Origin of the sequence: Sphaerothrix gracilis Ecp01 (genome assembly GCF_030405905.1) — a bacterium.
Lineage (GTDB): Bacteria > Cyanobacteriota > Cyanobacteriia > Phormidesmidales > Phormidesmidaceae > Sphaerothrix > Sphaerothrix gracilis.
The window spans coordinates 45984-58601 of the sequence record NZ_JASATW010000031.1; the positions used below are offsets into that span (position 1 = coordinate 45984).

Genomic DNA, 12618 nt, shown 5'->3' on the forward strand with positions numbered 1-12618 from the left:
GCCAGTGGGCGTCCCGTCTCGTTAAGCAGATAGCTCTAAGGACTGAGCCTTCATCAAGGCTTGCTGGGCTTGAGCCTTGAGTCCCTGGATTTCGTTGCGCACTTTGACAAGCTCGATGTCCGTCCGTTCTTGCAGCAGTCCTGTCTTAACCTGCTCGCCAGACAGCTTGATGTTGGCTTGCTCATTGCGCTGAACGGCAGTAGCAAACTTAAGCCGCTCGGTGCTCAGGTCTACAACAGCAGTCGCGGCACTCACCTGTTTGCGCTGCGTTGTCAGCGTCTCTTTCAACGCCGTAAAGCCATCTCCCAAAGCTTTCTGGTAGCTCGTGTGCGTCTTCATCACCGCTGAGATGAAGTTATAGCCTGTTTCAGCGACCTGCTGCGCCGCTATCATCTGGTGATAGTCTTCAATCCGCCGATCCGCTTCTGAGCGCTCCATCCGAGGTGCAGAAGAAGTACCCGGATCATAGATATCAGACGGAATCAGGCTATTGGGATCATGGGCCGGAATGTTGTAAGGCAATTCAATCGAATCACTAAAATTACCTATTTGGGACGGTGTACTAGGGGTCAAACCACCTCCAGAGACATGGGGAGTCTTAGCAGTGGAGCGACGAGTACGTTTCTTAGTCAAAGGATTCTTTTCGGCCATTAATTTTTCTCCTGATGATATGCAGGGCTAATTCGACTTTTGCTTGCTGAGCGCGGATAGCCGCTAGACGGGTTTGCTGGACGGATATCTGGACAGCGATCTCTTCAATGCCGCTATCAATCGCAGCTCGCTCAGTTCGTTCAACAGCTTCCTTGAACGCTAAATGACGGTAGATCAAAGCTTCGGCAAGACGGTTCATGGCGAGCCTGGGCAAACAACCAGATGGCAAGTGCAGAAGCGATCGCTAAGACAACTACGCTGACTGCACTGGTGGTTCCTCGCCGGGCTGTGGCTTTCCCGGCAGCGTGCCGGCTTCGGCAGCTTGAACGGTAGCTTTGAATGCCTCGTGCTTAGTTTGCAGAGCGCTATAGCCTAGCTGCACGCCTCGAAGTTGGTACTCCTGTAAAAGAAGCTGATCGCTGAGGCTCATTGCTTCACGGTACTGGGCATTGAGCGCTTGAGTCCGTTGGAACTGCTGCTGCATGTGCTCTAGAGCTTGCCGCTGCTGAGCCTCAAAAGCAGCTAGGCGTTGCTCTTGCATAGCTAAGTATGCAGCGTCATTAGCAACTGGAACAGGGCTAGACACTGGCGGTAAAGAAGGCGAAGAACCGATATGCAGCGTCAAGCCTTCAGAGAATTCACCCTCGAAAACTTTGGTAGGGCTGACAGGCAATTCTTCTTCGGGCACCGGAAGCAAATTGGGATTTTGCTCATGAATTGAAGTAATCCAATCCTCGGCAGACATATCTTCTGAAGCTTGGCGGAACTCGGCTATGAGTTTCTGGCAGTACGGCGTATAGCGAGTTTTGGCAGAGCTGCCAGTTTTCAACTCTGTCTCACCAATCCACACGTAAGCTTGAAGAATAACCTTGAACCATCCTTGAATAGTCCGAGAGGACACGCCAAATTCATCAGCAAGCTCACTTGCTGACTTCGCTCGTACTTCGCTCGAAGCTTCGCTTAAAGCTTTGGAGGCTTGCGCCGGGAGCTGTTCCATAGTCTCAAATTCAGTATTTGCAGTAGTTCTAAGCATTTTCGGGTTCCTTTCGTGACATTCATTCGAAGGTCGCTCGACCTCCTTGCGAATTAATCTTAGTGCATCCTAACAAGTTTTGTTAGAAACATAATAGGTTTAGTTAGAATTTATTTAGATCACAAAAAAATCTACTAGGTGAGTATGATGTTTTCAGATGATCAAACCGCTGAAATGGCTAAAGTTACGATTACTGCTTTCGTCGAAGAGGAACTGAAAGAAGGGCTTAAGGCCCTTGCAGACCATGAACGACGATCGATGTCTCAAATGGCAGCGGTTTTGATAGAGCGTGCTGTAGAGGAAGCCAGGCAACAAGGGATTATTCCTCCAGTAGAAACCAGTAGTGAATCGAAGTAAGCTCAATCGGATAAGCCAAACTCAAAACGCTGAATGTATCAGCAAACCCAAAATTACTGCCTGACGGTTTTTGGACTCAAAGAGCATCAAAGCTTTGCTGGGCAAAGGGTATACGCCCGATGCAAAAGAGTTAAAGAACCACTCATTTAGGTTCCAAGCTAGCCAAGACAATTACTTGAAACGATCTTTATGACAGATAAAGCTAAAAGAGAGACAATATCCGTCGGCAGTCTTGCGATAGAAGGCTTCATGACGCCTGATGACTCTTACCCAATGTCTCAGTTACAAGCTGCTGAGTGCATTGGCATGAATTCGATGAGCACATGACGTTTTTTACAGTCAAAGGCATTCAAAGCCTTGCGAGGTAAAGATTATACGGATCGCGCTTTTGAGAGGATAGCGGTTGAAGCGACGGATCAAACCAGAGGGGAGACTCGTATTAACGCTATCCCCCTCAATGTCGTCATGCTGTTCTAGCTTTATCAATGTTCACGTGGCAACAAGTCAGCTCTCAGCTGCTTGCAGCTTTAGCTATCGAAAGCCTAGAGCGTAGACTTGACAAGGCTTTTAGTGTTGACCAAAGTGAGACGGAGTACAACAATCGCTTAACACAACGCATTCAATATCTAGAAACTGACTTAGAACGGTTAAGTGAGAGCTACTCTGAACCTGACATACTGCAAGAACATATCAATCGATTAGAAGATCAGGTTAGACAGCTAGGTGGTCAGCCTTGGCAGCTACCCAGTAGTGATGAAAAGCGAGAGCGATCACTAAGTGTCTAGCGTACTAAATCGAAAACAATGAGATCACAAGACGACATCGAGTAGGCTCGCGGCTTGGCGATTCAAGGAACACAGATCGAGTTTGCGACGTATCTTCTCTTAGGATGAACTAGCGAGTGCAGCAACAATCCTAAAAAAATTTGAGAAATTCTGAATCAGAGCTGAGCTGTGATTTGAGCGAAATAGACACGTGCTTCTCGGCTAGTACCTCAAAAACAGTTGCTGTATCTGTCTGTTTCAAAATCTTCTTGAGAAAAGCTTCTTTTTGGTCATCGTCTAGGGAGTTGTAGATGATAGTTAAAATTTGAAGAACAGTCATTCTGGGATGGTGGAACCAGTAGAGGCACTCAATGGATGATGAGAGTTATCAGTTGAGGGGGAGCGATCTCGGTACCCAGCGGCAATTGCCAGAAACAGCTCGGCAAGATCGTCATCACTTCCCTGAACTATAAAAGCGCGGAGCTGAGCCAGAAGAAGTGCTTTGTTCAACAAGCGTAGTCTTGCTGGATCACTGCCGCATAATTCATCTTCGATCAACAAGGAGCAGAAATACAGATAAGCATCGGCTGGCAGGGCGCTTAGCAAGCGATGCAATGTCTGTGTTGTGATTTCTTGCTGCTTGTTTCGGAAGAGTGAAATTGTATTTTCCCTAATTTTTCCTTCTTGAGCAAGCCACTTAGCAGTAATTCCTTCAGACTTAAAGGCTTGCAAGGTTTGATTGAAAGCATCAACAACACTAATTCGATCCACGGCAAAAATTCATCAAACCGCCATTTTTCCAGAAGAACTTAGAAAGAATCTGGTAGAATCTCTTCAGACGATAGGTTCTTTCCAAGCCTATCGCCCTACAATACCAGCCATGCAGGCTTCTACCCGACATTTTTACGAAAAATTAGAGGTAGCGCTGCCGTGGATTGATAGGGCATTGCACCTGAAAAATCGTCAGACAGTCCCAGGTTTTGTCCAGGTATGGAGAGAAAGATGCTCAAACTTATTTAAAAGGCACAAGATTCCCAGCGTTGGCTCACTGAGAATCTTGCTTCGATATTCGTCGATAATAAATCGCATAAAACACTTCAACAGCTTTGGCAGGCAAGATTGGGTGCTATGCAGAATTATTGTTTTTTAAGATACCATATTGAATTCTTTTCCTACAAGAATTGAATCAATTTGCTGTACCTGTGCCTTATCTAATCGAGCTAGAAGCTGCAATACAGTAACAGTCACCAGTAACGGATATAAAGTTCAGTAACAAGAACTTTTAGGCGAGATCACATAGAATAGCCCTACGTAGCCTAAAGGAGGTGATGTCTGTTGAAAGTTTGAGAGCGCGAACCCCTAGATAGCAGAAAACGTTAGCACTCCCACCGGCAAGTGATTTGCTAACGCTCTCTCTCCAGAAGCCATGCTTGCTGAGCAGCGGCACGGGGTTCTGTTTTAAATTTCTGTCACCATACTAGCGCCTGTGGATCATCTCTGCAATAGTGCGTTTGTTTGTTGTGCAAATTTTTTGGAGACATCTTTAGATGACTCTGTTTTGCCACAGCTCAAATTCAGGTGATGAGAACGCTTCAGCTCAGCATCACTGAACTTTAGTTTTTCTGAAACAATGCACGTTGAATTTCAGCAGGAATGCTGTATCGGCTCAGCCGTTGATATTGAGCTGTACCAGGCTGCCGTCAACATTCACCAAGATCTAGAAATTGCCGCTGGCGGCGAACCCAGCACACCGATTCACGATGCCCTCGGCTGGCAATACAAACGCTTCAGCCTTCAAGCTAGAGACAATCTGGCAGGCGCTATCTTTTTCAACGAAGATGGCACCCCCTGGCAGGTCAAGCTGGCTCAGGCCAAAATTGACAAGCGTAAAACAACGAAGGCGCTCAAACATGCGCTGAACTTAACTGAAGGAGCGATCGCCCACCGCTTCAACCAGCTCATACAGCAGCACCCCCATCTGCTCAGACGGCGCAAGTACGAGACGCCCATCGGCAACGGCAGTAAGCCTTATCTACCTCCTATTCCAACTCAGATTAGACAGCGCATCAGCCAGCACCACGGCATCGAGGTGCCGCTATCGGGTTCTTTTTGGCAGTGGTTAGCGCGTCATCCTGAAGTGCCGATTCTCATTACCGAGGGAGCAAAGAAATCGCTTTGTCTGCTCTCTCAGGGCTATGTCGGGATCGCCCTCTATGGGGTCAACGGTGGCTATCGCTCTAAGGATGCGTTAGGTCATCCGGTACAACCCTATCTGATTCCAGAGCTGCTGCCCTTTGTTGCAGGCGATCGCTTAGTCACGCTAGCTTTCGACCAGGATGCTGCTGCTCAAACTCGCAGGCGAGTAGCGATCGCCCTTTCTCGCTTTGGCCGACTGCTGGAAGCGCAAGGTGCAGCGGTTAGCATTGTGCAGTGGGATGGCGCTGTCGGCAAAGGTGCTGACGACTTTATCGTGGCCGCTGGCGCTGAAGCGTTTGGATCTCAACTAAAGCAATCTTTACCGCTAGAACAGTGGAAGCTCTGGAATGCCCTCGATAGCCAGCTCACCCACAAAGCCGATGTGCGGCTCAATGTACCAGAGATGCGGGCACTCAAGCCTGAGTCTGTCCCCGCTGAAGGCATCGTGGCGATCGCCGCGCCCAAGGGTAGCGGTAAGACTAACCTGATTGCCTCGCTGACCGCTGACTCAGAACGGCTCTTGCCTGCGGGTCACCGCATTGCTTTAATGCGCAATCTCTGCCAGCGACTTGGTGCCGACTACCGAGGTGACTTAGACAAAGCTCAAGGCCAGTTCATTAGCGGTGCAGGCTATACCCTGCGTGTCGGCACCTGTGTCGAGTCCCTGCTGGCAATCAATCCTGACCAGTTCGCTGGCTGCGACCTGGTGCTCGATGAGGTGGTGCAGGTTTTGAGATCGCTATTGACCAGCTCCACCTGTAACCGTGATGGCCGCAGACCGGCGCTGCTGGCCCGGTTCCATCACCTCGTTCAGATAGCTCGGCGCGTCATCCTGGCCGATGCTGACCTCAACAACGATGTGCTGGACTATATTACTGAGCTTAGGGGCGATCGCCAGAAACCTTTCTTAATTCGCAACGACTACAAAACCATCAGCTACAGCGTCCGCTTCATTGAGGCCAAAGATGCCTCTGTGATTACGGCGCGGCTGCTGGCAGATATCCAAAGCGGCAAAAAGGTCTTCGTTGCCACCGATAGCAAAGCAGGTTCTAAGAAACTAGAACGGCTGGTGGCTCAGATTGAAGGCTTGGGACTGCGCTGCCTGCTGCTGAACTCTGAAACCAGTGGCGGCGAGATTGAGCAGGCGTTCATCCAGAACCCCAACGCCCATCTAAAAGACTTCGACGTGGTGATCGCTACCCCGTCGATGGCAACGGGCGTCAGCATTGAGACAGACTACTTTGATAAAGTCTACGGCCTGTTCTGGGGCGTTTCTTCTACCGATGCTGACATGAGCCAAGCGCTAGGCCGGGTACGTCCACCCATCGAGCGCGTCGTCTGGTGCGCTGAGCATGGCCGCAACTACAGCCGTCTCTCGCGCAGCACCTCACACCTGTTCCTCAAAAAGGTGCTCAGGGATAAGACCCATACCTCAGCTTCGCTGATTCGCTCTAGCCTCAGAGAAGATGTTACCGGGGCGATCGCGGCCTATGACTGGCAAAGTGACCCCCATCTCAATTTATGGGCACGGTTTGAAGCTGAACGTAACCGCTCGATGGGTAACTTACGCTTAGCGCTGAAGGTGCGCCTGCAATGGGAAGGCAACCGGATTGAAGCGATCGCGGCTGAAACTGACCAGGCCGCCAAGCTGCTGCTCAAAGAAGCTAGAGACGCGATTAAGACAATGGAAGCTCAGCAAGTCGCTGAGGCCGATAATCTCACTTACTTAGAGTACGAAGCTTTGAAAAACAAGGAAAACCTCACTCCAGAAGAACGCCTCGCCGCTGCCAAGTTTGCGATCGCTGATTTCTACTGCCTGCCAGTTGAAGCGGTCACCGCTGAGCTAGTAGAAGCGGACAATAACGGCAGACGGCGGGGGGAGCTGCTACAGCTTGAAGCATTACTTCATCCTGATACTGCCATTGGAGCCGATGCAGGCAAGTTGGAGAAGCAGGCCAACTGGCAGCAAGGGCTGACGCCTTGGGATATGAGCGATGCTGAACTCAAGCGCCAGCTGCGGCAGCGACTGGGACTCACAGACTTTTTAGACGAAACCCGCGAATGGACCCGCTACGACTTGGAAGCGTTTGCTCAAAGAGCCAGAGCGATCGCCTTGCAGATCAAGCTAGCGCTGCACTTCACGATCAAAGAAGAGATGAGTCCGGTTCAAGTTGCTCACCAGCTCCTTGCCCAGCTCGGCATCAAAACTGAGTTTCGCTGGAGCCGGAGGATGCCGGGGTACGAGGGTCAAAAACTCAGGGTTTATCGACTCAATGTTGATATCTACCAGCAGCAGCTAGAAATCTTGCAAAGGCGGGCTGAGCGGCGCGAGCTCATTACCCAAGCCCAGACGGAAACAGACGGATCACCCTCAACTGATACAAATACAAACTTTATGGGTGATCCGACCCCAACCTTAGAATTAGAAAAGACAGGAACCAAGTCGTCCCTCCTTGCCTCAGATGAACAAGCTGAGCCAAATCTACAGCCCCTATCTCTGACTTTTCAGACATCTGAACTGAATCTGGAACAGACAATCCACCGAAAGATAAGTTGAGGAACGGTCCATAGTACGAACCAGGAACTCTCAATCGTCAGAGTTCTCTGCTATTTTAGCCTCAAGTTCTTGGGCTGCGGCTTCCAGCTCTATCTCTAGCTGTTCGATTGTTGGCAGACTTTCTTGCAGCCTTTCTGGCAATCGATGGGTCGAAACAGCAATAGGGGTACTAACGTTGCGTAAGGCATACTCTGCGGTAGTTTTTTTACTAGAGCGGCAGAGTATTAAGCCAATAGTGGGATTATCATCGGGGTGCCGGAGGGTGTCGTCTACTGCCGAGACGTAAAAATTCATCTTGCCAAAATATTCTGGTTTGAACTCAGTGACCTTGAGATCAATGACGACATAGCAGCGGAGCTGCACATGGTAGAACAGCAGGTCGATGTAGTAATCATCGCCATCGACCTCAAGATGAAACTGGCTACCCATAAAAGCAAAGCCAATGCCAAGCTCCAGCAGAAACTCACGAATATGAGCCACTAGAGCAGTCTCCAACTCTCGCTCCTGAGCGTCCTCAGCCAAAGACAAGAAGTCAAAGGAATAGGGATTTTTAATCAGTTGGCGGGCTAGATCTGACTGAGCCTTTGGCAAAGTCTGCTCGAAGTTGGTCACAGCGCCGCCCTGTCTGTGATAGAGACCACTTTCGATCTGTAAACTCAAGACGCTGCGACTCCAGCCGTTTTCGACCGTCTTTTGGGCATACCACAGCCGTTGCTCTGGCTCCTTGAGCTTGTCCAAGAGGACGCAGTTATGAAACCAGGGAATTTGTGCAGCAGCTCGCTGCACAATCTCCTCGTTGGGATAGGCTTCGGCAAATGCTCTCATATATTTGAGATTGCGAGGGGAGAAACCTTTGATGTTCGGAAACTCTTGCTTTAGATCTTGCGATAATCGATCAATAATCTTGCTGCCCCATCCTTGAGCTTGCTGTCGCGTGAGAATTTCACGACCAATTTGCCAGTAAAGCAAAACCAGCTCTCTATTAACAGCCAAGGCGGCCTTAACTTGTGCAGTTCGGATGCGGCCTTTCAGCTGTGCTAGAAAAAGCTCATAGCCGTCAGGTGGAATCAAGGAAGAATGACTGGGCATCAAAAGGACACATATTTTTAGACAGATACTCAGCATGACATATCACTATCTTTCTGATAGAAGGCTCCGCCGAGAAGATATGAGGCTGTTTTCTGACTTAGGATAAGAGCACCGCAACTTGCCGATCGCAGCTGATAAACCATGCCGATCGCCGCTAGCCCCACGAAAACCTACACAGTAGAAGAGTACCTAGCCCTAGAGCTAGCCTCTGACAGTCGCAGCGAGTATCGCAATGGACAAATTATTCCAATGACTGGGGGGACTCCTGCTCACAATCAAATTGCTAGCGCCCTGAATGCCCTGCTTTGGTTTGGCCTACGTGGAAAGCCCTATAGCCTCTTCGTCGCTGATCAGCGCCTGTGGATTCCATCAGCCGATCTCTACACCTATCCTGATGCGATGGTCATTGCCAATCCGCTAGAGCTAAAGTCAGTCCGCAAGGATACGGTGACAAATCCGCTACTGATTGCCGAGGTTTTATTCGAGTCAACCCAGGGCTACGATCGCGGCGACAAGTTTGCGGCATACCGAACGATTCCCACACTGCAAGAGTATCTGTTAATCGAGCAGTCCAAGCCAGCGGTTGAGCAGTTTGTGAAACAGAGCGAGAACCAATGGCTACTGACCGCTTACAGCGGTCTGGAAGCCAAGGTAAAGCTAGCCTCTATCGAAGTAGAAATCGCTCTAAGCGACCTCTATAGATCCCTTCAGCTTTAGCTAGCGCTATCAGCGTCTCTGAGCGAACCGTCGGAACCTCTACTTTTCTTAGGTAACATTAAAAGGCTTGGTTTTGTTACCTAAGATAGTCCACTTAAAACTCCTGTGGCAGGCTCGCCTCGGCCTGCTTGCTGCCGCTCTCGCCCTCTTCATCGGGTGGCATCGGCAGCAGCCTTTTAGCCTCTTGGAGCCGGAGCTGGAGCTGCTGTTCCATATTGAGGTCGGGGCGTCTTTTTTGCTCGCGGCGAATCATGCGGTCGCGCACGGTTTCCCACATGCCTTCACACTCTTTTTTGAGCTTGACATCGGCTTTGGGAACAGGAAGCTGCTCATAGTGGATGGGAAGCTGGCCGTAAGCCGGGTTGATGTAGACGCACTCCCCCACGTCAAAGCGCATCACCTCATCAGGCGTCAGCAGCTTCTTGGTACGCACCTGCTCACTCACCGAGCGATTGCGGCCCCAGTCATCACCACGACTGCGGCTATAGGATTTAGTTTGAAAAACGACCTCTTCCTCGCCTAGCTCATCGGTGTAGCTCCTAGCTGTCTGCACGTCTCCAGGGTTGAACCAGAAGCGCGTGCTGCATGACGAAAGCAGCGCCTTAGCTCGTTGCTCACCATAGCTTTCAACAATCTGGGGGAACGACTGAAAGCCAAAGATACCGACAAAGCCCTTAGAGCGGTGCTCATTGGGCCAGCTTGGAGCTTGGGGCATGAAGATAGTGGGAAACTCGTCCGCGCTAAAGATAAAGGGATGCTCGCGCTGTACTGAGCAGTTGCGGTTGATGACGACGTTGATAATCGCCGCCAGCAACGGATTAACGACATCTTGGCGGAAGATATCTGACTGCACGACTAGCATCTCTTTGCGCTGGAGCACAGGAGAAATATTGGTTTGGCCCAGCAGAGATCGCAGCAGGTCAGGGGCAATAAAGCGAGTGAGGACATCAGCGGCGGTCGCCATGATGCCGGAAGCTGTCTTTTCACTAGCTCCCGCCTGAATGAACTGAGAGAAGTTGACCTGAACGAAGTAGGGCAACCTATCTTGCTTAGCGGCATACGATAACCGCTCAACTAATCCCGGAAGCTGCACCAGGCTGAAGGCCATCGCCAGGTCTGGGTACTGGGTCGATTTGGCGTACTGGAGCAAAGCCTGAATTAGCCGTTGCCCAGCAGGGCCAAAGAAAGCATCAGAGCGCCCGCTGTTGCCGCCCGTCAGATTTTTGTGAAAAACTTCGGCTAAGACCCCGGCTGTGGTGCTATCGTTTTCATCTTCGAGAAAATCCAGCGGGTTAACGATGCCGCTATAGGCTCGCCCTGGTGCGAGAATCTGCACGTTGTAGCCATGCCGCGCCGCTAGCGTTGCCAGATAGCTGAGCTGGCCGCCCTTGCCGTACTCATCAGCTTTGTAGTCGTAGAGCAAGATGGGGTGGCCCTGCTCAATGGCCGATGTCATCATCGGGTCAATCACACTGAAGGTCTTACCAGATCCGGCTTTACCGATAACAACTGCGCTGCGATTAGCATCGGGGACATAGACCGTAGGCGGCGTGCCGTTGATGAGCGTCATCGCAGCAGCTATGAAGCCTCCTGCCTGCCACTGGCTAGGCGACCCGCACCAGAGGCAGACATCATCGGCATCACTGGAGCTGAGCTGCTTGTGCGCTCGCCTGACGGCTTTGAACTTATCTTGCCGGTTAGCCCAGCGGCCAGAGGTGAGCTGGTTTTTGCGCGGGCTGAGCAGATTCAGCACGTAGATGCCTACAACTAGACCAATGAGAACCAACCCCTGTGTGGAGAACAAGACATCTTTGATAACCTGCCAGGCTTCTCTAAAGGGGTCGAAAATCGCATCCTGTAACTGGGCAAATATCATCATAGTTAAGCCTGCTCGGTTCAACGGGAAGGGTGATTGGCTCCTGCTCAACGGGAGCCAAGATAGAGTTTTCAATGCTGATTTCACCCAGGGCAGTGAGCACGGCCATGTCTAGCCCCAGCTGATCAGCGGCGGTGCGCAGCGGTGTGCCGTTACGCGCTAGAGCGATCGCCTCCCTGATCTCTGTGACCACCGGATCATTCGCGGGTGTATAGCCCTGCTCAATAGCGATCGCTAGCCCCTGCTCAATATCCTCTAACGTGGCTTCGCCCTGGTCAGTACGGAGTACGTTGGGCCTGAGCGCCACGGTGTTGAATAGCCGAGTTTCTCTGACCTCGCCAGCTGGGGCGATCGCAATGCCGTTCGACTCGGTTTGAGAAGGTCTGCCAGAGTTTTGATGTAAGTCAAACAAGTAGGTGTAGGTATTGCCCTGCTCATCGAGCGTGCTGATGACCATGTTGGGCACTGCCGACTTGGTTAGCCCCTCGAAGGGAATCGGCTGAATCAGCCGTAGTGCGACAATCTGAGCAACTCCGCTATCGATTGGTGCATTGGTGTCGTAAACGATGTGACTGAGATCACTGAGCTGAATGAAGGTGATGACTTCGCCCGTAGCCGCAAAGTCAATGATGCTATTGCGGCCTGGATAAAGATTGACTGGCGAGGTATAGAGCCTAGCCCGCTGAGCGCTGACGATGCTGGTAGCAGGTCTTGCCTGTGATGCTGCAGGTATGGGCACATCAGGCAGCGCATTGGGCCGAATCTGCTGAGCGATCGCTTTGCCGCTTGGCAGTAAGCCGCTGATAAAGAGCCAGGGAATGAGCCAGGGTAAGCGCATTAGAGAGCCACCTCCAGTAAGCCATTAACAAAGATAGAAACCTCTTCACCTTCCTCGACAATTAAATAGGGCTGAGCCGTCTCACGGTTATTTTGGGAGCGCTCAGAAAGGCGCTCGGCTGTGGGTGTAAAGAAGCCCTCTAGAGCCGCGCCAAAGATATTGTCGTTGTTGCCGCTGGTAACCGTGGTAGAGGTGCTGGTCGATGTGCGATTACCGGACGAACCGGAGCTAGCGGTTGTCACGGCATTAGGGGCATTAATCACCCGACCGATATTGCCAAGCGCCCCGGCCAAGCCGACTAAGAGGTCATCGCCAAAGCTGCTACCGCCATCATTTTCGACTTCTGCTACCAGCGGTTCGTTATCCTCGCCTCGCACCGTAATAACGCCAGGTTCGATGGCTTCTTGCCGAACTCTGCCCGCCGCATCCTGATAGACAATGGCAACGACTGCGAGCTGAATGATGTTGGCCTCAAGAATGTTTGAGATTTCGGTAATGAGGACAGTGCCCTCTGGCAGGGCCACCTGCCCATTGATATCG

At 51.0% G+C, this 12618-nt stretch carries 10 protein-coding genes and 1 pseudogene; 3 read left to right on the top strand and 8 right to left on the bottom strand.

Going from position 1 to position 12618, the window contains the following annotated elements; all coding sequences use genetic code 11:
- Positions 1–21 precede the first annotated feature (21 nt).
- From QJQ48_RS23865 to QJQ48_RS23875, 3 genes are read right to left on the bottom strand one after another with little or no spacing between them, the layout of a single operon-like run.
- Positions 22–651, bottom strand: a complete 630-nt coding sequence (locus QJQ48_RS23865) for a hypothetical protein (protein WP_346293754.1) — start codon at positions 649–651, stop codon at positions 22–24.
- Positions 626–850 (bottom strand): hypothetical protein, encoded by a 225-nt coding sequence (locus QJQ48_RS23870; protein ID WP_346293755.1) that lies wholly within the window; start codon positions 848–850, stop codon positions 626–628. The genes QJQ48_RS23865 and QJQ48_RS23870 overlap by 26 nt, the downstream gene beginning before the upstream one ends.
- A 54-nt stretch (positions 851–904) precedes the next feature.
- Positions 905–1648: a hypothetical protein gene (locus tag QJQ48_RS23875; protein WP_346293756.1), complete on the bottom strand. Its 744-nt coding sequence runs from the start codon at positions 1646–1648 to the stop codon at positions 905–907.
- Positions 1649–1831: 183 nt separating this feature from the next.
- On the opposite strand from QJQ48_RS23875, the gene QJQ48_RS23880 reads away from it, so the two are divergent.
- Positions 1832–2041 carry a ribbon-helix-helix domain-containing protein gene (locus tag QJQ48_RS23880; protein WP_346293757.1) on the top strand — a complete coding sequence of 70 codons (210 nt, stop codon included), beginning with the start codon at positions 1832–1834 and terminating at the stop codon, positions 2039–2041.
- Positions 2042–3141: 1100 nt separating this feature from the next.
- On the opposite strand, the gene QJQ48_RS23885 is transcribed toward QJQ48_RS23880, so the two are convergent.
- On the bottom strand, positions 3142–3576 hold the full coding sequence (locus QJQ48_RS23885) for a hypothetical protein (protein WP_346293758.1): 435 nt from the start codon (positions 3574–3576) through the stop codon (positions 3142–3144).
- A gap of 859 nt (positions 3577–4435) precedes the next feature.
- On the opposite strand from QJQ48_RS23885, the gene QJQ48_RS23890 reads away from it, so the two are divergent.
- Positions 4436–7558 (top strand): plasmid replication protein, CyRepA1 family, encoded by a 3123-nt coding sequence (locus tag QJQ48_RS23890; RefSeq protein ID WP_346293759.1) that lies wholly within the window; start codon positions 4436–4438, stop codon positions 7556–7558.
- A gap of 30 nt (positions 7559–7588) precedes the next feature.
- Here QJQ48_RS23890 and QJQ48_RS23895 read toward each other — a convergent pair whose 3' ends face one another.
- Positions 7589–8647 carry a PDDEXK nuclease domain-containing protein gene (locus QJQ48_RS23895; protein ID WP_346293760.1) on the bottom strand — a complete coding sequence of 353 codons (1059 nt, stop codon included), beginning with the start codon at positions 8645–8647 and terminating at the stop codon, positions 7589–7591.
- 141 nt (positions 8648–8788) lie between these two features.
- Here QJQ48_RS23895 and QJQ48_RS23900 point away from each other — a divergent pair, with 141 nt between their 5' ends.
- Positions 8789–9364, top strand: coding sequence for a Uma2 family endonuclease (locus QJQ48_RS23900; RefSeq protein ID WP_346293761.1), 576 nt, complete (start codon positions 8789–8791; stop codon positions 9362–9364).
- Positions 9365–9458: 94 nt separating this feature from the next.
- Here QJQ48_RS23900 and QJQ48_RS23905 read toward each other — a convergent pair whose 3' ends face one another.
- From QJQ48_RS23905 to QJQ48_RS23915, 3 genes and pseudogenes are all read right to left on the bottom strand, one after another.
- Complete coding sequence (locus tag QJQ48_RS23905) at positions 9459–11243, bottom strand: type IV secretory system conjugative DNA transfer family protein (protein ID WP_346293762.1); 1785 nt, start codon at positions 11241–11243, stop codon at positions 9459–9461.
- Entirely contained in the window at positions 11197–12078 is an 882-nt protein-coding gene (locus tag QJQ48_RS23910) for a hypothetical protein (RefSeq protein ID WP_346293763.1), read from the bottom strand. Before QJQ48_RS23910 ends, QJQ48_RS23905 begins: the two co-directional genes overlap by 47 nt.
- Positions 12078–12618, bottom strand: a pseudogene (locus tag QJQ48_RS23915) (hypothetical protein); the annotation flags it as partial. The gene QJQ48_RS23910 and the pseudogene QJQ48_RS23915, both read right to left, overlap by 1 nt.